General features: G+C 40.8%; 18 protein-coding genes. 11 read left to right on the top strand and 7 right to left on the bottom strand.

Annotation, left to right across the window (positions count from 1 at the left end; all coding sequences use genetic code 11):
• Window positions 1-300: 300 nt before the first annotated feature.
• From ABWV72_RS03205 to mutS, 4 genes are all read right to left on the bottom strand, one after another.
• The gene (locus tag ABWV72_RS03205) at window positions 301-942 is read right to left on the bottom strand and encodes a hypothetical protein (protein ID WP_342807059.1); all 642 of its coding nucleotides are present in this window, start codon (window positions 940-942) and stop codon (window positions 301-303) included.
• Window positions 943-1022: 80 nt separating this feature from the next.
• Window positions 1023-2315, bottom strand: a complete 1293-nt coding sequence (gene eno, locus ABWV72_RS03200; RefSeq protein WP_216046830.1) for a phosphopyruvate hydratase — start codon at window positions 2313-2315, stop codon at window positions 1023-1025.
• Window positions 2316-2422: 107 nt separating this feature from the next.
• Window positions 2423-4054, bottom strand: a complete 1632-nt coding sequence (gene pyrG / locus ABWV72_RS03195) for a CTP synthase (protein WP_353368688.1) — start codon at window positions 4052-4054, stop codon at window positions 2423-2425.
• A gap of 187 nt (window positions 4055-4241) precedes the next feature.
• A complete protein-coding gene (gene mutS, locus ABWV72_RS03190) occupies window positions 4242-6821 on the bottom strand; it encodes a DNA mismatch repair protein MutS (protein WP_353368686.1) in 2580 nt (859 codons plus the stop codon).
• A 165-nt stretch (window positions 6822-6986) separates the two neighbouring features.
• On the opposite strand from mutS, the gene pncC reads away from it, so the two are divergent.
• The 4 genes from pncC to ABWV72_RS03170 all read left to right on the top strand — a co-directional run bounded on the left by pncC (window position 6987) and on the right by ABWV72_RS03170 (window position 9776).
• Entirely contained in the window at window positions 6987-7472 is a 486-nt protein-coding gene (pncC, locus tag ABWV72_RS03185) for a nicotinamide-nucleotide amidase (RefSeq protein ID WP_342807065.1), read from the top strand.
• Between the two features lie 211 nt (window positions 7473-7683).
• Entirely contained in the window at window positions 7684-8718 is a 1035-nt protein-coding gene (gene recA, locus ABWV72_RS03180; RefSeq protein WP_216046826.1) for a recombinase RecA, read from the top strand.
• A gap of 367 nt (window positions 8719-9085) precedes the next feature.
• Window positions 9086-9532, top strand: a complete 447-nt coding sequence (locus tag ABWV72_RS03175) for a PA2169 family four-helix-bundle protein (RefSeq protein ID WP_216046825.1) — start codon at window positions 9086-9088, stop codon at window positions 9530-9532.
• Between the two features lie 85 nt (window positions 9533-9617).
• Entirely contained in the window at window positions 9618-9776 is a 159-nt protein-coding gene (locus tag ABWV72_RS03170) for a YqaE/Pmp3 family membrane protein (RefSeq protein ID WP_216046824.1), read from the top strand.
• A 91-nt stretch (window positions 9777-9867) separates the two neighbouring features.
• On the opposite strand, the gene ABWV72_RS03165 is transcribed toward ABWV72_RS03170, so the two are convergent.
• Window positions 9868-10674: an endonuclease/exonuclease/phosphatase family protein gene (locus tag ABWV72_RS03165; RefSeq protein ID WP_342807069.1), complete on the bottom strand. Its 807-nt coding sequence runs from the start codon at window positions 10672-10674 to the stop codon at window positions 9868-9870.
• 390 nt (window positions 10675-11064) lie between these two features.
• On the opposite strand from ABWV72_RS03165, the gene ABWV72_RS03160 reads away from it, so the two are divergent.
• The 4 genes from ABWV72_RS03160 to ABWV72_RS03145 all read left to right on the top strand — a co-directional run bounded on the left by ABWV72_RS03160 (window position 11065) and on the right by ABWV72_RS03145 (window position 12744).
• The gene (locus tag ABWV72_RS03160) at window positions 11065-11382 is read left to right on the top strand and encodes a DUF883 domain-containing protein (RefSeq protein WP_216046822.1); all 318 of its coding nucleotides are present in this window, start codon (window positions 11065-11067) and stop codon (window positions 11380-11382) included.
• Between the two features lie 7 nt (window positions 11383-11389).
• Window positions 11390-11845, top strand: a complete 456-nt coding sequence (locus tag ABWV72_RS03155; RefSeq protein WP_353368681.1) for a hypothetical protein — start codon at window positions 11390-11392, stop codon at window positions 11843-11845.
• A 10-nt stretch (window positions 11846-11855) separates the two neighbouring features.
• Entirely contained in the window at window positions 11856-12095 is a 240-nt protein-coding gene (locus ABWV72_RS03150) for a hypothetical protein (protein ID WP_353368680.1), read from the top strand.
• 262 nt (window positions 12096-12357) lie between these two features.
• Window positions 12358-12744: a hypothetical protein gene (locus ABWV72_RS03145; protein ID WP_216046819.1), complete on the top strand. Its 387-nt coding sequence runs from the start codon at window positions 12358-12360 to the stop codon at window positions 12742-12744.
• A gap of 17 nt (window positions 12745-12761) precedes the next feature.
• Here the strand turns inward: ABWV72_RS03145 and ABWV72_RS03140 are convergent, their stop codons facing one another.
• Entirely contained in the window at window positions 12762-13763 is a 1002-nt protein-coding gene (locus ABWV72_RS03140; protein ID WP_353368677.1) for a LysR family transcriptional regulator, read from the bottom strand.
• 531 nt (window positions 13764-14294) lie between these two features.
• Between ABWV72_RS03140 and ABWV72_RS03135 the strand changes: the two genes are divergently transcribed.
• The 3 genes from ABWV72_RS03135 to ABWV72_RS03125 all read left to right on the top strand — a co-directional run bounded on the left by ABWV72_RS03135 (window position 14295) and on the right by ABWV72_RS03125 (window position 19073).
• Window positions 14295-16913: a TonB-dependent receptor plug domain-containing protein gene (locus tag ABWV72_RS03135; protein WP_353368675.1), complete on the top strand. Its 2619-nt coding sequence runs from the start codon at window positions 14295-14297 to the stop codon at window positions 16911-16913.
• 129 nt (window positions 16914-17042) lie between these two features.
• Window positions 17043-17867: a sulfite exporter TauE/SafE family protein gene (locus ABWV72_RS03130; protein WP_353368941.1), complete on the top strand. Its 825-nt coding sequence runs from the start codon at window positions 17043-17045 to the stop codon at window positions 17865-17867.
• A 30-nt stretch (window positions 17868-17897) separates the two neighbouring features.
• Window positions 17898-19073 carry a pyridoxal phosphate-dependent aminotransferase gene (locus ABWV72_RS03125; protein WP_353368673.1) on the top strand — a complete coding sequence of 392 codons (1176 nt, stop codon included), beginning with the start codon at window positions 17898-17900 and terminating at the stop codon, window positions 19071-19073.
• Between the two features lie 244 nt (window positions 19074-19317).
• On the opposite strand, the gene ABWV72_RS03120 is transcribed toward ABWV72_RS03125, so the two are convergent.
• Window positions 19318-20502: a pyridoxal phosphate-dependent aminotransferase gene (locus ABWV72_RS03120; protein ID WP_353368671.1), complete on the bottom strand. Its 1185-nt coding sequence runs from the start codon at window positions 20500-20502 to the stop codon at window positions 19318-19320.
• Window positions 20503-21114: the final 612 nt, after the last annotated feature.

Raw genomic sequence — 21114 nt, 5'->3', positions numbered from 1 at the left:
TACCCGTGCAGTCTCGCTGCCAGAAGTAGTAGGATGTTGAGTAAAGTTGCTTTACGTAATGTCACATTGCTCTCAATTAATCAAATTTTGAGTAAATTCTCTAGTGGTGTATTTGTATCCTTTATCGGCCTATGCGTCAACCTTAGATAATAAATCCTTATATATCGCTTTGGAATAACTAACCTGTTCTCGGGATAAGCAGTACTTTATTGGTCTCATTTTTGCAGCCACTTTGCTTAACAAAAAGGTATATCCTTGAACTATCTTTGAGGATTCATTTATTTGCTGTTCGGTTATTAACTACTTGTAGGTTTTCCAGTTAATTGTGGTGGATAAAAGTAATTCTCTAAGGCTGAGTGTTCTGGGAATGGTTTTGCCTTTGTGGTTCCAACTATGGCCGCAACAAGCAGCTGTAATATTGCCTTTATTTGGAATCAATAAGGTTTTACTTTGCAATGAATGGTCATACTCACCAAGAAATGTTCCGTTGAAATCAAACCAGCCGTGTTTGTTGAAATGTAATTTATGGTTTTCTTTGTCTATTCTATCAACAGAGTCTAATTCTACTGTTTCTATGCCCATATCACTGATGCAAATAGGCGATGGCAAACCCATACGAACATGGCTTTGAAACCATGCCAATGATTTTTGCGGATCGTATTTGGCGCTCACACATTTAGCCGCTTGTTTAGCTTGCCAACTGCCGTTGTGGACGTCTACTTTGATGGGGTAACTTTGAGCTAGTAAGTATTCAGCTGCATTTTTAATATGATAAGGCAATCCTGACAACCTACGCTGCAATAACCGTATATTGTTGACAGTGCTCTTGCTTAATGACAGCAATTCTCTTTCATACAGGGCATTGCACAGCTCGGCAAAATGGCGCTGTCTTTGATCGGAGGCGAATATATCAACTTGTTGTTGATGATTGGTATCGGACATTATCTGACTTATATCAGACAATTAGGGTAGTTGTAAGCATGTACCAGATAAAACTTAGGCTGGTACATGCTCATTAGGCTTTATTGACCTTTAATTTCAGCGCGACCGCCGTAACTAACTGAGTCACCTAAAGCTTCTTCAATGCGAAGCAATTGGTTGTACTTAGCCACACGATCAGAGCGGCATAGTGAACCCGTTTTGATTTGACCAGCAGCTGTACCCACCGCTAAATCAGCGATAGTTGCATCTTCAGTCTCGCCACTACGGTGAGAGATAACAGCAGTGAAACCTGCATCTTTTGCCATCTTAATTGCATCTAACGTCTCGGAAAGTGAACCAATTTGGTTAAACTTAATGAGGATAGAGTTACCTACACCATTGTCGATACCGCGTTTTAAAATTTTAGTATTGGTTACGAACAAGTCATCACCAACTAGTTGAATTTTATCGCCAATTTTACCGGTTAGGTAAGCCCAACCATCCCAATCGCTTTCATCCAAACCATCTTCAATTGAGATAATTGGATATTTAGCTGATAGGTCCGCTAGGTAATCACTGAACTCTTCTGAGTTAAAGATTTTACCTTCACCTTTCATATTGTACTGACCATCTACGTAAAACTCAGATGATGCACAATCAAGGGCAAGAGTAACGTCCTTATCCATCACATAACCAGCACTTTCAACGGCTTGAATGATAACTTTAAGAGCTTCTTCATTAGAGCTCAAATTCGGAGCAAAGCCACCTTCGTCGCCAACTGCAGTACTTAAACCTTTTGCAGACAATACTTTTTTCAAGCTGTGGAAGATTTCAGCACCCATGCGTAGCGCTTCACGGAAGTTAGGTGCGCCTACAGGCTGAACCATAAATTCTTGAATATCGACGTTGTTATCAGCATGTTCACCACCGTTGATGATATTCATCATTGGAACCGGCATTGAATATTGTCCTGGTGTACCGTTAAGTTCTGAAATATGTTGATATAACGGTATTTTCTTCTCCATAGCCGCAGCTTTTGCCACTGCTAGAGAAACCGCCAAAATGGCGTTAGCACCAAATTGTTCTTTATTTTCGGTGCCGTCTAAATCGATCATGATTTGATCAACTGCACGTTGGTCTAGCGCATCTTTGCCTAGCAAAGATGTTTGAATATCACCGTTTACTGCTGCTACGGCTTTTAAAACGCCTTTTCCTAGATATCTAGATTTGTCACCATCGCGCAATTCCAAAGCTTCGCGAGAACCAGTAGATGCACCAGATGGCGCGCACGCTCTGCCCCAGGCACCACTTTCTAAATATACGTCTGCCTCTACAGTTGGGTTACCACGCGAGTCCATTACCTCACGGCCAATAATCTTGCTGATTTTTGCCATTTTTGTTGCCTTATAAAAATGTTTAATTTACGTTCTAAGCACACGCACAATATAACCCCAAATGGGGCTATATTTTATGATTATGCGAATAGGCGCTTGATTTTTCTTTAATTATTATTTTTATGGTATTCACCAGCGGCGTGCACAAACCCAGTAAATAATGGGTGGCCGTCACGGGGTGTAGAGTTAAATTCAGGGTGAAATTGGCCAGCTATAAACCACGGGTGGTCAGGCAATTCAATTACCTCCACCAAACGTTTATCAGTTGATAAACCAGATACAACCAATCCTGACGCTTCGATTTCGCTACGTAGGTTGTTGTTCACTTCATAACGGTGTCTATGGCGCTCATAAATTTCTGTATTACCATAGGTCTGCTGAACCTTTGTATCTGGAATCAAATGACACAATTGACTACCCAGACGCATTGTACCACCAAGATCAGAACTTTCATCTCTGACCTCTGTGCTACCGTCAGTTTCCTGCCACTCAGTGATCAAACCCACCACTGGGAAAGGCGTTTCTGGATTAAATTCGGTGCTGTTAGCATCGGCCATACCAGTCACATTTCTAGCATATTCGATTAACGCCACCTGCATACCTAAACATATGCCTAAATAAGGTATTTTGTTTTCGCGAGCATATTTCGCCGCGGCAATTTTACCTTCAATTCCTCGTTCACCAAACCCGCCAGGGACCAGAATAGCGTCAAGATCTTGTAACACAGCTTCGCCCTTGCTTTCAATGTCTTGGGAGTCGATATAACGGATATTAACTGATAAGCGGTTTTTAAGGCCGGCATGTTTTAACGCTTCGTTAACTGATTTATAAGCATCGGGTAATTCTACGTATTTACCAATCATCCCAATGTTTACTTCGCCAGTTGGATTTGATTCTGCGTATAAAACCTGTTCCCATTCAGTTAAATCAGCTTCAGGGCAGTCCAAACCAAAACGTTTAACCACTAACTCATCCATTCCTTGGGCTTTTAATCCCGCTGGAATTCGATAAATACTATCAACATCTTTAAGGCCAATAACTGCTTTATCGGGGACGTTCGTGAACAATGCGATCTTTTGGCGTTCATTTGAGGGAAGGGCGCTTTCTGAGCGGCAAACCAGAATATCCGGTTGGATACCGATTGAACGTAATTCTTTAACTGAATGCTGAGTGGGTTTCGTTTTCACCTCTCCAGAAGCAGCCATATAAGGAACTAGTGTTAGGTGCATGTACATTGCACGCTCGCGACCAAGTTCTGCTCCCAATTGACGAATTGCTTCGAGAAACGGTTGTGATTCAATATCACCAACAGTGCCACCAATTTCAACAATCGCGACATCTACCCCTTCGGCACCTTCGATTACGCGGCGCTTTATTTCATTAGTAATATGTGGAATAACCTGAATAGTTGCACCAAGATAATCACCGCGTCTTTCACGTTTTAACACTTCTTCGTAAACGCGACCAGTGGTGAAGTTATTACGCTTGGTCATGCGGGTGCGAATAAAGCGCTCGTAATGACCTAAATCTAAATCTGTTTCTGCACCGTCATCGGTAACAAATACTTCGCCGTGTTGAATGGGGCTCATGGTGCCCGGATCCACGTTAATATATGGGTCCAATTTGAGCATCGTAACTTTCAATCCTCTAGCTTCGAGGATTGCAGCTAACGAAGCTGCGGCAATACCTTTTCCAAGTGATGAAACGACACCACCTGTGACGAAAATATAATGTGTCATGTGTAACCTAAGACGTTTGGAGTTGAATAAGAATACTTGACCAAGGGACCGATAAATTTTCGGCGTATGGACGGCTCAACAGTATACGGAAAGCTGCCTGTCCATACAACGAACTTTTTCATTTAAGCGCGACAAATTTTGATATGAAATAATCTAAATCTATAAGCCGCGAATAACTATCAAATACTTAGGATTGGTTACTGATTTCTTTCAATGAATAAAGTAGTGCCAATGCTTCTTTAGGCGTCAATTCATCGGGGTCAATTTGCTTTAATTTAATCCGTAACTCATCTACAGAATCCAATAAGTCTAATTGCTGTGAGTGATTACTTACTGTTAGTTCATCAACTTCTATATTTGGTTGTTTCTCCAAAATTGCGAGTTTCGCTTTGGCTGAGCGAATAACACTTTTGGGCACACCTGCTAATTGCGCTACTTGCAAACCGTAACTGCGGTTGGCAGGTCCTTCTTGTACTGCATGCATAAAACGAATTTCGTCGTTGTGTTCAACAGCATCAAGATGCACATTGGCCAGGGAATCGAGTTCTGCAGCTAACTTTGTTAACTCAAAGTAATGGGTGGCAAAAAGTGTGTAGGCGTTAATTTGTGAGGCGAGGTATTCGGCGCATGCCCACGCTAACGACAGGCCATCATAAGTGCTGGTACCGCGACCAATTTCGTCCATCAACACTAAACTGTTAGCCGTTGCATTGTTTAAAATATTAGCGGTTTCGGTCATCTCAACCATGAAGGTCGAACGGCCGGAAGCGAGATCATCTGAAGCACCAATACGGGTGAAAATTCTATCTATCGGGCCGATTACTGCTTGCTGTGCCGGTACAAATGAGCCTATATATGCCATAAGCACTATTAAAGCTGTTTGCCTCATATAGGTTGATTTACCACCCATATTAGGCCCCGTAATAATTAACATCCGTCTTGTTGGTGTCATGGCTAACGGGTTGGCGATAAAAGGGGTTTTCATAACATTTTCTACTACAGGGTGGCGACCTTGTTCGTAAAATATTCCCGTCTCTTCACTCATTTCAGGACAATGTAAGTCTAAGGCATCAGCTCTTTGTGCTAAATTACAAATTACGTCGAGTTCAGCTAATCCCATAGCGCATGCCATGAGTTCATTGAGTTGCGGTAGCAATAAATCAAACAACTGTTCATACAATTGTTTTTCTAAGGCTAATGCGCGTCCTTGACTGGTAAGGACTTTATCTTCGTGTTCCTTGAGCTCAGGAATGATATAACGCTCATTATTCTTGAGGGTTTGGCGGCGCACATAATCTGCAGGTACTTGATCCGCGTAACTGCGACTGACTTCAATATAGTATCCATGAACCTTGTTATAATTGACTTTTAGCGAGTGAATGCCGGTGCGTTCTTTTTCTCTGATTTCCAATTGCTCAAGGTAGTCTGTTGCACCTTTTGCTAAGTTTCGTAAATCATCTAACTCTTCATTGTAACCAGGAGCGATTACACCTCCATCACGGATTAATACCGGAGGATTAGCAATAATGGCTTTATTCAATAAGTCACTAAATTCAGGGAAGTTGTTGATATTTGTACTCAACGTCTGAAAATTTGAACCTAAATCGGCTAACTTGTTTTGAATTTCTGGCAGCATGTCAAATGCGTTGCTCAACCGAGAGAAATCTCTTGGTCGCGCTGAACGTAACGCCAACCTTGCTAAGCAGCGTTCCATATCGCCAACCGACTTCAGCATGTCGCGTAAGTCTTCGTATTCGCTTTGGTGTAAGGCTTGTATTTGTTGTTGACGGCTATTTATTACCTGCAAGTCGCGAATCGGGGTTTGAATCCAGCGTTTCAACAAACGACTACCCATTGGCGTGACAGTAAAATCTAAGATGCTTGCTAAAGTATGCTCAACGCCGCCAGACAAATTCAAGGTTAATTCTAGATTGCGACGAGTGGCAGCATCCATCAACACGGTATCGTTATGGTTTTGTAATTGTATTTTGCGTATGTGGGGCAGGGCAGAACGTTGCGTATCTTTAACATATTGAACAATACAACCTGCAGCGCATATGGCAATTTTTGCGTCTTGAATTCCAAAGCCATTTAGTTCAGTGGTACCAAATTGCTGATTCAGTTGATTGCTGGCGGTTTGAAAATCAAATTCCCAAACTGGACGGCGACGCAGTCCAGCTCGGTTGTCAATTAAGTGCAGGTGACTAAACCCTTCAGGGTAAAGTAATTCTGCCGGGTTACAGCGCTGTAATTCGGCTAAAAGCGCTTCTTCTCCAGACAATTCAGAGATACTAAAACGGCCACTTGTTATATCTAGAATAGCCACACCAAACACCTCTTTACGGGCAAAAACGGCGGCTAGTAAATTGTCTTGTTTATCTTCTAACAAGGCTTCATCAGTCACGGTTCCAGGGGTCACAATACGCTGTACTTGTCTTTCCACTGGGCCTTTGCTGGTCGCCGGATCTCCAACTTGTTCAACAATGGCGACTGACTGTCCCATTTTTACTAAACGGGCTAGGTAATTTTCAACTGCATGATAAGGCACGCCAGCCATAGGAATAGCATTACCACCAGATTTGCCTCTGGCAGTAAGAGAAATATCCAATAACTCGGATGCTTTTTTAGCGTCGTCAAAAAACAGCTCATAAAAATCCCCCATTCGATAAAACAAAAGAATGTCTGGATGCTCCGCCTTTATTGTTAAATATTGACGCATCATAGGGGTGTGACTATCTAGATCAGACTGTTTAACGCTATTACTCATTGAGGTTGCGATCTCTTTGCAGGTTGAGGTTATGTTCGGAATAAATAACTTAATCGAATTAAGGCAATTAAAAACAATTGGGCATTATAAGAAGTATGGGTTTTTTTTCTAGCAGTTGTTAGTACAATCTGCCAGATAAACATTGAAATGGAGCATATTTGCATTATGTTAACCGAATCTATAGAGCGGGTTTCCCAACAACTTGGACAACAGCTAAAAAGCAAAGGTTGGACGATTAGTAGCGCAGAGTCTTGTACAGGGGGCGGTGTCGCCTTTGCAATCACCAGTGTTGCGGGAAGCTCTGAGTGGTTTAAACAGTCTTTTGTTACCTATTCTAATGAAGCTAAACAATCTTTATTAGGAGTGAGACAAGAAGTCTTGATGTCATTTGGCGCAGTGTCTCAACAAACGGTTGAGCAGATGGCCTCTGGATGCGCACTAAAATCGCAAGCAGAAATTGGGGTTTCTATTAGTGGAATTGCAGGACCGGATGGGGGAACTGAAGATAAACCCGTTGGTTTAGTTTGGTTTGGTTTTTTTATCAACGGTGATATTTCTACTGAAAAGCAGATTTTTTCTGGGGATCGGCATCAAGTAAGACTTCAGGCCATTGAATTTGCATTGCAACAGACTAGCCAACGAATTAGCTAAGTCTAAACATGTATTTAGATAGTTACGCTGAATAACTTTGGATAGTATTTTTAACTTTCAAAAGCAGAAATTCGTAAAAAAAGTAAAACTGTACTTGTAACTGTATAATCATACAGTATACTTCTGGGCATAAACTTAACGTCAAGTTACTAATAAGTAAGTTCGTTGAACCCTTGTTTAATTTATCACGCTATTTTCGAAGGACATTCCGATGGACGATAATAAATCTCGCGCATTATCAGCTGCTCTAGGGCAGATTGAAAAACAATTTGGTAAAGGTGCAATTATGCGCCTCGGAGACAACCAAGCTTTAGATATTGAAGCTATTTCAACAGGTTCTTTGACGATTGATATCGCGTTGGGAATAGGCGGTCTTCCTTGTGGACGAGTCGTTGAGATATATGGTCCTGAATCATCAGGTAAAACAACGCTAACTTTGCAAGCTATTGCTGAAGCGCAAAAAATGGGTAAAACCTGTGCGTTTGTTGATGCAGAGCATGCCTTGGATCCTGTCTATGCAGGAAAGTTAGGGGTAAACATCGATGATCTTTTGGTTTCGCAGCCAGATACCGGTGAACAAGCATTGGAAATCTGCGATATGTTAGTTCGTTCTGGCGCAGTAGATGTTGTAGTCGTTGACTCAGTGGCAGCGTTAACGCCTAAAGCTGAGATCGAAGGTGATATGGGTGATTCTCATGTTGGTTTACAAGCACGTCTGATGTCACAAGCGCTACGTAAATTAACGGGTAACATTAAACGTTCAAATACTTTGGTAATCTTCATTAACCAAATTCGTATGAAAATTGGCGTTATGTTTGGTTCGCCTGAAACCACAACTGGTGGTAATGCACTTAAGTTCTATGCCTCTGTAAGACTAGATATTAGACGTATCGGCGCGATTAAAGACGGTGATGAAGTGGTTGGTAATGAAACCCGTGTGAAAGTTGTTAAAAACAAAGTCGCACCTCCATTTAAACAGGCTGAATTCCAAATTCTATATGGCCAAGGTATTTGTAAAGAAGCCGAACTTATTGATTTGGGTGTTAAGCAAAAGTTTGTTGAGAAGGCTGGAGCTTGGTATAGCTACAATGGCGAGCGTATCGGTCAAGGAAAAGCCAACGTGGTTAAGTATTTGAAAGAGCATACTGATATGGCTGACGATATCGAGAAGCGTCTGAGAGCAGAGTTGTTGCTGTCTAAAACAGTCAAACCAGAAGATCCTGTGGCTTCTGAGGATGTGTTGTAACCCTAACCTTATACACATCCCCTAAGCGTGAGTTCCCCGCTAATTTATTTAGCGGGGTTTTTTAATTTTCCTCCCTTTCAATATCCCAACAATGTAATCTTTCCAATTTTCGAGTAAATTTTTTACATTAGTAAAATAAAGCCTATTTAATTTTTATATTTCTGGCTTCTTGTCTCAATCATTTTGTTTTTTATTATTTTTATATCTATTTGATATTTATTAATAAAATTGATTTTTTATGGTGCTGTTTTAACTTCTACTAACTGTTTTTAAGAAATGGTGTGGTTTCTGCATTTACCTTAATGCGTAACTCAACAACCAATGATTAACTTTGGTTATTTCTTTAAGTCATTAATAGGAGATTTTTATGAGTAATGAAGTAAAACAAGTGAACAAAGTAGCAGACGTGATTGAAGTGCTAAAAGCAGGCGCAGATTTTTATGAAGAAAGTATTGATAAAGCAACCCATGAGTCTGTAAAGCAAGTGTTTGCGAGAATGATGTTTGAGAAAAAAGCCGCAATCGAAGCACTTCAGCCTTTTGCGATTGCAGAGCAAGGTGAGAAAGAAACTGGTGAGTCCATCGCCGTCAATGTACGCAACATGTACACAAAATTGGTAGGTTTTTTATCTTTTGATAAAGAGCATACCTATATTAGTCAACTTGAAGAGGTTGAGGACAAGACACTCGAAGTAATCGACGAGGCACTTGCAGAAAAGCAGCCTGATACATGTACGTTAGCCCTTAGAGAAATTCGAGGCACTATGCAAGCTTGTCATGACGAGATGAAAGCCCTGCAGGAACTCACTGCTTAACCGATAACTTAATGATAGCTAGCCGCTCATTGAGCGGCTTCTAATATTATTATCAACTAACAACAAATGAATCAAGAGGTAAATTATGGATATCATTAGGCTAATATTGGCTATTCTTTTACCCCCAGTTGGGGTGTTTTTACAGGTGGGCTTTAGTGGCGCATTTTTCTTAAATATATTGCTTACAATCCTCGGCTATTTGCCAGGCATAATTCACGCTGTTTGGATTATCGCTAAACGATAGATTGAATCTGCAATAGAGTTAAGTCCGTGTTGCAAAACCTAATCTTGCTAGCGGACTGCTCCTATTCCTCTCCCAGAATTCCCCCAATGTGTTAATCCCATTTATCTTTTATCACTAACTCTGTATAGAGAGGGAAATGATCAGAATCAATCGATGGCAGCCTTTTAATGTCAGCCAACATAAAATGTTGAGAATGAAAGAGGTGATCTAATGGCCATCTGATTATCGGGTAATCTGCATGAAAAGTGTTAAAGAAGCCGCGACCAATCCTTGGATCTTTTAATCCACTTAGTTTCCGAAAAGCTCTTGTGGTAGGTGACCAAGCTACGTCATTTAGATCTCCGGTGACTATTATTGGTTGTTTGGACGGCTCGACTTTATTGGCTATTAAAATGAGCTCTTTATCTCTGGGTTTTGCAGTGTCATTTTCAGTAGGTGAAGGCGGCGCTGGATGTAAAAAATGGAATTTAACTTTGACGCTTTCGGTAAATTTAATATGGCAATGAACAGAGGGAATATCTTTTTCAATTAATTCCAGTACCTCTAAATCCGATATTTCGTGTTTGCTGTAAACGTGCATTCCGTAGAGGTTATCTAATGGTTTATTTACTCTGAAGGGAAAGTCGGCATGAATGGGTTCCATTGCGTCTTGCCACCATTTGTTGGTCTCTAACGTAACAACAATATCTGGCTCGTATTGACGGATTAAATCAATTAGTTTTTGTGCCGATCTGTTGGGCATTAAAACGTTTGCAGTAATGACTTTAATAGATACCTTGGATTCAGTTGATGAGCTATCAGCGTGCTCCACTTCTTTTGGATATAAAAATGTGTAAGGCAGAATCCAAATTGACTGATAAATTAAGCTCGCTAAATTAACTATCAGCAGAGTGTACATTAGGTAGTCTTCGGTTAAGGATAAAACCATTAGTACGTTGATGATTATCAAGCAAACGATCTGAACCCTAGGAAATTCCCAGCTGCGACATAACCAATGATTACTCGGCAACAAGGGTAGTAAGGTTATCGCTACTAAAAAGCAGCTTGAACAGATAAGACCTATTTCCAAGATAGTGCTCTCAAAGATGGATGTAATTGTTGCAAAGGATATCAGAACTATTTACAAGGTTAACCCTATTTTTCAATAGAGCATGTTAGATGCTTATTCTAACTATCTGTTTTTTAATGACTTAGTTCTTTAATTCTCGATGGCATAGTCGTTGCACTTTTAAAAGTACTATACGCCATTTATGGGGCGATAGCATTCTAACTTTAAAAGGAGAACAAGATGACGAACCAAACGCAATCGGCAGCAAAGATGGCTAACGAAACAACTGCTAAGTCGGAGACTCCAATCGCAGATAAAATGACTGATGCGCTTCATCATTCAGTTGATTCCTTAGCAAAACAAGCTGCTAAAACTGAAGAAAAAGTGAGACACTCAGCAAGCGCCTCAGCTGAAACTCTATCGGAAAAACAGCAACAAGCGCAGGATTACTGGAATTCATCTGCAGTGGGCAAATTCACTAAAGAAAATCCACTTGCCACCGCCGGTATTGCATTTGCCGCAGGTATGGCTCTCACTGCATTTTTGAAAAGAAAGTAAACTGACGATGGTTGATGGTAACGCTCACCATAATGAAGAGTCTACAGCGCCTAAAGATGACGCTGTAGATTTTTCGGACCTGCAGGCCTATTGGTCTAGAGTATGGGATGCGCAAAAAGAGCAATTTAGCAAAGCCAAGTCGTTGGCTGTTCAGGAGTTAACGCTATCAGGTAAAGCACTATTGCTTAGCGCAGTTTGTGTTTTGTTGCTGGTGGGGATCAGTTTAATCATTTGGACGACACTGCTACTGACACTTGGATATGGAGCACATGCCTTTGGCGTGCATTGGCTGATAGTTGCCTTGTCGTTAATTGTCATCAATGTATTAATGTTCTGGGTCATACATCGAATTTTCAAAAATGCGATTCGTTCAATTGGTTTATCAACCACTATCAAGACTTTATTTGAGCCTAGAAGTGAAAATTCATCCGCGCAAAACTATCCACTAAGACGAGAAAAATAAGGCGATTAACATGTTAGATTTATTAGCTAATCAAAAAGCCATCGTTGAAAACAAAGCTGAGCTGTATAAAGTGTCGAAAGACATCAAACGTCACGCTTTAGATAAGGCACAGGATCAATCTAAACAGTGGATTAGCTCACCTCGAGGTCTGATGGCATCTTTTGTGGCTGGTTCTATTTATGAATTGCAATCCAGTTCAGACTCAAACTCCACTAGAACTATAATCAGTCTATTGCTACGAGCTATTTAGCCTTTCGCTTTTTTTACTATTAATTTAGCTCGTCAACCCCCGCATTTAAAATCTAAGTATAAATTACAAGCCAATAAGCAATTTTTTCTTATCTACGCGAACGCAATTTTATCAGGTGTTGTTTAAATCTGTTTTAATTGACTTAAGTTGTTGTTTGTATTGATAATATCTGTTTTCTGAAATCTATTAATTGTCCTTTCATTTTGGTATCAAAACTGCAAAACAGTCTATAAGTTAAAAGTGCAGAGAATAGGATATCGCAATGAAAAAGTTAACGTTATTTTCGGTAATTATTGTGGCAATTTTAAGTTCGGCAATGGTGATTGGGCAAACCGAACCTGTACCTGAAACTAAACCTGATCCTGTGATTCATTTATTGAAAAATTTTGAGCAAAGGTTACAGAGGGTGGATAAAACGAAACAAGACCGCAATAGTCGACTGCGTCTCCAGCGTGCTGAGTATTATTATTACTCTTCAAAACGCTTTCATCAATCAAATTGGCAAGCCCAGGCTTTGGATCATGCGCAAAGAGGCCTACGATTATTAGATTTAAGAGAAGGTAATATTCAAACTTCTTCAACTGGTTCAGCTTTGCTTAGCTCTGGATCATTCACACCGCAATCAGAAGCTGCATCAGCCAAAATATAGGTAAAAAGGTTACCAGGTTAGATAGTGGCGGCGCTTAGCGTTGATAGACTATTTACGGGCGTTGCAGATGCCATTGCTAATCGACCTCGCCAATGAGCTAAGGATTGTTCGCTTGCTGTTACGGCTTTAATCACATTCAACATTTGTATCGAGGCATCAGAGATACGCATACCCTTATTGGTAGTTGCTAGTACCAGACGCGTCATCTCCGGTTGTTCAATTTTTAACGTTTTGACTACCTTGCTTTCTTCTAAATGGTACATTGCTGAGGAAGGTAAAATCATTAAACCTTCACCTTGAATTACTTGCCTTAAACCTGTCATCAGTTGCCCTGAATAGGCTTTATTATGTTTTAAGGCAACGCCTGTGGTGAGTTCATAAGTGTTTATTAATTGTCCCAGTGCGTCTTTTAAACCAGGGGTTAATAGTTCAAATTGGCTCAACTCCCAAAAATTCACTGTATCTCGGTTAAGCAATTGTTGATAATTGGCAGCACTGTCATTACTGCCCACAACAAGATACATATATTCTTCAATAAGAGGATAGGTGGTCATGAAATTCTGATCAATTTCTTGCTCATAGGTTAAAGCAATATCGAGTTGATTGGTTTTGAGCCATTCTTTTACAGCGTATGAGGGCCCCGTGCTGATTTCTAATTTTATATGCGGATGGAAACGATTAATTTCAGCGATCAGCGGCATGGACAACACGTTACCGATAGAGGGTAGCATGCCCACCCGAACTGTACCTGAGCGATTACTTATTAACTGTTGTAGTTCAATTTTGGCGTCATTGATTGTTTTTGTGATGGTTTGAGCATGATTAACAAATATTTGCCCGGCTTGCGTTAGGGTTACTCCTCGAAAGCTGCGTTCAAGCAAAGCGGCGCCCATTTCTCTTTCCAAGTTTGCTAATTGCTGACTGATAGCTGGTTGAGCAATGTCTAATTCTCTGGCTGCTGCGGCAATACTACCTTTTTGCACGGTTATTAAAAAATACTCCAACTGTTTAGTATTCATTCAGCACATTGCTCCTAACACTATTACTCAATTGATTGAATTTCTTATTCTCCATTGCACTAATTTAGTTACATTCCATTTCGAAACTCATCTTTTGCACTATCTACTGTAATTGCTTGTAAATTAAGCATTTTTTATACCATTCTTATAATCATTAAAGCTTGAAATTGTAAATAATATGTTTTTTTGAACTTTTTGGAATATTTTTTTACGCACAAATGAATTCGTATCTTATTGATACTTATATGTAAATGTAGAGGCTCAATATTTTCCCTATAACCCTCAATAATCTTTTTTCTTCCGCGTCGCCAGTGCTTTTCTTAGTCTCTTGTGGGTTAGTTGATACGGCTAACAGGATAAACAAAATACTCTCTTGCCTGCAGTTGGTGCTTAGTTGATCACTTTAAGGGCAAACCCTTAGGTAATAACAAGTTTAGGTATTTTTTATCAAAACAAAAATAAAAACATAAAAACACGGACAACAAGTCACGGACGTAATACTGAGAACACATAATAATAAGGGAACACTCAATGAAATTAACCAAAATCAATACTGCCATATTAGCTGGTTTATCTGGTTGCGCTATTTCTCTGCTGAGTGCACCTTTAGCATTTGCGCAAGAAGCCGCAGCAGAAGACGATAATCTTGAGAAAATTGCGATAGTAGGTGCTCGAGGAGCGCCAAGAACTGTGACTAGTTCTCCAGTACCAGTGGATGTATTAAGTGCAGATGACTTAAATGCAGTAGCATTTTCGGATATGAATGATGTACTAAAAACCTTAGTGCCATCCTATTCGGTCTCTCGCCAACCTATTTCAGATGGTGGAACCTTTATCCGCCCAGCTCAATTGCGTGGTTTGCCTACCGACAAAACCTTAGTACTGGTGAATTCTAAACGACGCCACCGTGCTTCTTTAGTCTCTATTGGTGGTTCAGGTACGCAAGGGCCGGATTTGGCTACTATTCCAACTGCAGCCATTGCCAGTGTAGAGGTACTCCGTGATGGTGCTGCTGCGCAATACGGTTCTGACGCCATCGCTGGTGTAATCAATTTTCAGCTAAAAAATAATACCGAAGGTGGGATGTTTTCAGCCGAAATAGGACAATATTTTGAAGGTGATGGCGATCAATTAGTTATCGCTGGTAACAAAGGTTTTGCTCTTGGTGATGACGGTTTTCTAAGTATCTCTGCTGAGTACTCCGATTCAGAAGCTACTTTTAGAGGAACACAATATTGCGAATCTTGGTTCTGTGTAGACGATCAATCTGCCGAGTATATTGCCGCTGCAGAATTGCAAGGTCAAACAGTCCATGGTTCATCTCAAGTACAGCCTTGGGGACAACCCAACTCAAGTGGTACTCGAATATTTGTAAACACCGGCTTTTCTCTTTCTGATGATGTTGAACTTTACGGATTCGGAAATTATTCCGAAAGTGAGGGGGACGGTTCTTTCTTCTATCGTTATCCAGGTAATGGCACCATCGAAGATCTTCGTTTGGAAGACGGTTCTATTTGGAGTCCTATCGAGATATTTCCTGGTGGATTCACACCACGTTTCTTTGGTGACGTAACCGATTACTCTGTTGTTGGCGGAATTAAAGGCATGAGCGGTGCTTTTGGTTATGATGTAAGTGCCCGATACGGTTACAACGAAATTTCATATACCTTAAGTAATACCATTAACCCGTCAATGGGAAATTTATCACCTACGTCATTCAAACCAGGCGATCTAAGTAATGAAGAGACGCAAATTCAAGCAGACTTTACCTATGACATGGATGAATATATTTTTGCGTTTGGTTTGAGTTATATGGATGAATCTTATGAAATTTCTGGTGGAGAAGAGGATTCGTACTTTGCTGGTCCATATGCTTCTGCTGATCCATGGGATTTTTGTACCGATGCTTATATGCCTACCGAGGCGGGTGAAGCAGTTATTGCCAACGGTTCAACTTTGGATTGCGCTAACTATACGACAAATGATGTCGATGGTGATGGCTTTGAAGATGATGGGATTGAAGGGCTTGATCCGGTTTACCGTGTAGTTGGTGTGGGTTCTAATGGTTTCCCTGGATATTCACCTGAATTCTCGGGTAAGTATTCACGTGATTCTTATGCCGCATACGTGGATGTGTCCGGTGATATCACTGATAAACTATTTGCTCAAGGTGCGCTGCGTTATGAAGATTATTCAGATTTCGGTTCAGAGCTAGTTTATAAAGTCGCGGCAATTTATCAATTTACCGATGAATTTGCTGTAAGAAGTTCATATGGGACTGGATTCCGCGCGCCAACTCCTGGTCAACAAGGTACAACTAACGTATCTACTCGTTTGCCTAATGGATTTCCTGTTGCAACAGGACTGTTTCCTGCAGGAGGTTCTGTCGCACAAGCACTCGGCGCTGAGGAGCTTCGACCTGAGTTATCAACTAACTTTACACTGGGTTTTACCGCATCAATTAGTGATTTCAGCTTAACTGTGGATTATTACCATATTTTATTGGAAGACAGAGTGTATGCTGTTTCAACGATGGATGTATCTACTGATCCATCAACCGGAGACGATTACACCAACTATTTAAACCTTGCTGAAGCTGGTGTGGTTGGTGCTGAATCGATAGGTGGGGTTTTCTTCTTCCAGAATGCATTTGATACGGTAACGGAAGGCCTTGATATTGTAGGCACCTATGCTTTGAAATCTGATTATGGTGAAACTATGTTTACCGCTTCGATCAATTATAACTCTCAAGAGTTTGATTCAGATCCTAGCGACTACCTGAACGCAGAAGACCAGTTTGATTTTGAAAACGGTGTACCTGAAATGCGCGGTGTGTTCACGATTAATCATAGCTACGAAGATTGGATGTTGACGACTCGCTTTAATTATTACGGTGAGTATGAAAACGCCAACGATAGCTCTGCAGATACAGACATTCAAACCTTCGGTTCGGAGTTAATGGTTGATTTAGAAGGTACCTATCATATCAATGATATGTATACCGTTTCGGTAGGCGTTCGTAACATATTCGATAACTACCCGGATGTCGCCACTATGGGAGATTCGTGTTGTGGCCGAGTATACCGTTCAGATTCAGTTGTGGATTGGCAAGGTGGTTATTACTACGCCAAATTTATCGCTAACTTTTAAATCATTAAAGGGTTAGTAAATAACAATAATAGCAGAAGGGGTGTAAGCCCCCTGCTTGTTTCAAGAGATTATTATTTTATTAAGTTGAGTACCTATTTTGATGAAAACTTTTAGTGGAGCGATGTTGTGATGGAGATAGAGTTACTCTGGTTCGTTCTAACCTTATGTTGTGCTGGCGCTGTGGCAGGTATTACTGCCGGCTTATTTGGCAATGGTGGTGGATTTGTAGTGGTCCCCGCTTTATTAGCGGTTTTCCCGTTTTTTACTCCCAATTCTGAAGAGTTAGTCAAGGTCGCTATCGGTACGTCGTTAGCTTCTATTGTTGTCTCTAGCGCTCGTTCAGTGATGGCACACCGTCGAAGAGGCGCCGTTGATTTTGAAGTGCTTAAGTCATGGTCAATATGGATTGTATTGGGTGTGCTAGGAGGTTTAGCTATTGCTAACCACACAAGCAGCGTTGGATTAACCATCGTTTTCGCTGCGGGTGTTTTGTTGTATTCAATTTATTTTCTGTTCCCTGATTTTGTAGTTCGTCCAGGTGTTTCGTTTTCCATGCCTTCAGGTATGGGCAAAGCCACTCTGGCATTCGTGTTGGGAGGATTTTCAGCGCTTTTAGGAATTGGTGGTGGAACACCTACTGTTATCACTATGGTGATGTGTAAACGCACTATTCAACAAGCAGTGGCGACCGCTGCAGGTGTGGGATGTTTAATTGGGTTGCCTGGGGCCATCGGATTTTTATTTATGGAAAACACAAGCCCTGAAAGTATGCCAATTGGAACCGTAGGTTATATCAATTTGCCTGCGCTTATTGCCATCAGTGTCGGTTCTATTCTAACCGCACCATTTGGTGCTTCATTGGCTCATAGCTTTAGTGAGAAAAAACTCAAACGTCTGTTCGGTATTTATTTAGTAATTGTATCAACAGCCATGTTTATTAAAGTTTTGTCCTAGACACATTTTAAGAATAAAAGGAAAATAATAATGACTTATAATCCATCTAGACGCTTATTTTTAGGAGGCAGCATTGCAGCCTCTGCCGCTGGAGCCTCTGGCTTAATTGTGCCTGCAGGCTTGGCATCTGCTGCTACAAATCCTGCACCAAAGGTTAGTTACGGGCCTGCTGCAGGTATTGCTAAATTGAATGCGAATGAAAATCCCTATGGCCCTAGTCCTGAAGCGCTAAAAGCTATTTCTCAGGCGAGTAGTCAAGGCGGCGCTTATTATGCCTATAATGCAGGTATGTATCTGCGAGATATGATTGCAGAAAACTACAGCTTAAAGCCGGGTAATATTTCGATTACGGCAGGCTCGTCTCTGATTTTGGCTTTCGCTGCTTTAGCAGCAACAACTAAAGGGGTTATTTTGGGTCCTGATTTATTTTGGGATACCACCTCTAAAGCACCGATCAGCCAGGGCGGGCCGGAAATTCGCCGAGTAGCCAATACTGCGGATTTAGAAATTGACCTTGATGCACTTTATGATGCCATTGATGATGACGTAGCTATGGTACATGTTTGTAATCCAAACAACCCCACTGGGCGAATTCTTGATCCGATGAAGCTCAAAGAGTTTTGTATTAAAGCATCTAAGAAAACCTTGGTGTTAGTTGATGAAGCCTATAATGAACTCATTGAAGATGGTCCTAAACATTCGATGATTCCACTTATTAACCAAGGCCACAATATTATTGTCGCCCGTACTTTTTCTAAAATTTACGGACTTGCAGGTATGCGCGTTGGTTACATGTTAGGTTCAGAAGAGAACATTGAATTTATCAATAGATATGGATTGGGTGGCTACTCTATCAATCAGGCTGGTTTAGCCGCAGCCATTGCCAGTTATCATGATGAAGGCTTCAAAACATTTTCCAGAGATAAAGTGATGGAAGCTAAAGGTATTATCCAGTCAGCGGTAAAAGCCAATGGTCTAACAGCTTTACCCTCAAGTACAAACTTCGTATTTGTTAACTTGGGTGAAAATGGCGATGCGAATGCATTTCGCAAAGCGATGGAAAAACAGAACGTGTTAATTCGAGGTCAATACCGTACCTATAAGCCTTGGTCGCGAGTCAGCACTGGCATTATCAAAGACGTACAAATGTATGCTGATGCTATGCCTAAAGCATTAGATGAAATGTATAAAATGATGAAATCTTAATCTCAGATAAACTGTTTTCAGTTAATCAAAAAGTTGCGGGTTTAAAGTAACCCCATTATTTGGATAACACCAATAATGGGGTTTTTTAATGTGTTAATGCGGCTAAACATTATAGCTAGCGTTAGATGAGCATTGCTCTAGCCGACTGAAAACTCGTTGGGCTAGAGCTTGAAACGTCACCGAATTAATATGAGTTAAGACTCTTAATGTTTTACGGTGTTGAGTGTCTGTGTTCAAACTTTGATTATGCTAAAACTAGTTTCAAGGCGTCAACACAAGCATCTGTCTCTGCAGGTGTTCCGATACTGATACGAGACCAAGTGTCATAACCAGGCCATGTTCTACCAACCACTTTTATACCGGCAGCCTTCATTTTTTCTGAAAACTGATCATGGGGCATACCTGTATCCATATAGATGAAATTCCCTTGGGGATTTTTAGCATATGGACGTCCTAGTTCTTGTGCGGCAGCTGTTAGCTTAGCGCGTTCTGTTTGAACACGTTTTCGCATGGTATTTAAATTTGTGTGGTCATCCATACTCGCCATACCGGCAACAAGTCCGAGATAGTTCACGCCGCCCATTCTTAACATGCGGCCAATTACTTTAGCTTGTTCCGCAGGCATGATGGCGTAACCTAAACGTTGACCGGCCATCGCATGTATTTTTGAGAATGTGCGACAAATAACCACGTTGTATCCGTCTGCTGCTAACTTTGATTGAACGTTTGCTGGATATGCATCCGACATTTCAATGTAGGCTTCATCGATGAAAACCTGAGCCTTTTGTGACACACGTTTTGCGAATTCGGTAAGCTTAACAGAATCTACGACACACCCAGTTGGGTTATTTGGGTTGCAGATATAAACCGCTGTGGTGTCATCAGTGACTGCTGCTTCAATTGCGTCTAAATCGAAATTCATATCAGAGTCTAACGGCACGTAAGTAACCTCTGCGCCCATAAACTCTGCGCCACGAGGCACACCTTCATATGTCGCCATGGAAGTAACTAACTTGTTCCCGTTTTTGGTGATCCAGTCTGCGTATCCAAATAGGATAGGGGATGAGCCATTGGTAACAACGATCTGTTCTTCGGATACACCCTCTTGGGCTGCAATCTTCTTTTTCAGGACGTCGACTGTCGCATCAGCGTATCTGCCTAGATTGAACAACTCAGATTGCATGGCTTCCACTGCTTTAGCTGAAGGTCCAAATGCGTTTTCATTTGAGGATAATCTAATTAGGCCATCACTCACATTAGGCGTTGCGGATGGAAAGTGATCCGTTTTCATGCCTGCTGCATTTAGTTCTTTTACGCTTGAATCTACACACGCAGAAAGTGCTACCGCTCCCGTACCTAATCCAACGGATTTTAGCCATTTGCGGCGTGAAGAATCAATTATATTATTGTTTGTTATACCTTGTTTCATTTGCCACTCTGTCTAAAAGTTACTGGGATTTTAGATTAAATCCTACTGTTCTTTTTTGCAATGGTTAATGTTGGTTAAGTAGATGAAATTGATGAGGTTTTTTATCTTTTTAATGGTATGTTTTTTTGCTGTAAATTAAGTTAATTTAATGTTTCCTTCTTTACAAAATAACAACTTGGATAGGCATAAAAACAACTTGGACAGGCAGGCATAAAAACAACTTGGACAGGCATATGTTAGTTTCAGAAATAGTTGTAGCTGTATTTTTAATCAAGCTACGTGAGTTATACAACTATTCGGAGGTTCAATCGCGTTAAATATAAGTGGAGATTAAGTTTCAAGTTAAAAAGTAGATATAGCGGAAAGTTGGATTAACCCATTACTATCGTGGGTTCTCAAAACATGAATTTAGGTTTACTTAAGCCGGTTTTAAATTTAACAACCTAACTAATACTTGCTTGTCGACGTCGGCGTTTATATTTGTTGAGGGTATTGATTTGACCTGCGGCCACACTAAACGATGTTTCAAAACTTGAGAATAAACATTGCCAGGATTTTTCATCCAAACCAAGTCGTTGTAAAATGGGGGATTCATCAATATCTATTGAGCCG

Origin of the sequence: Aliiglaciecola sp. NS0011-25, assembly GCF_040370605.1 — a bacterium.
GTDB classification, from domain to species: Bacteria; Pseudomonadota; Gammaproteobacteria; order Enterobacterales; family Alteromonadaceae; genus Aliiglaciecola; species Aliiglaciecola lipolytica_A.
Note: the sequence above shows the minus strand (reverse complement) of the source record. Positions and strands in the feature narration are given on the sequence as shown.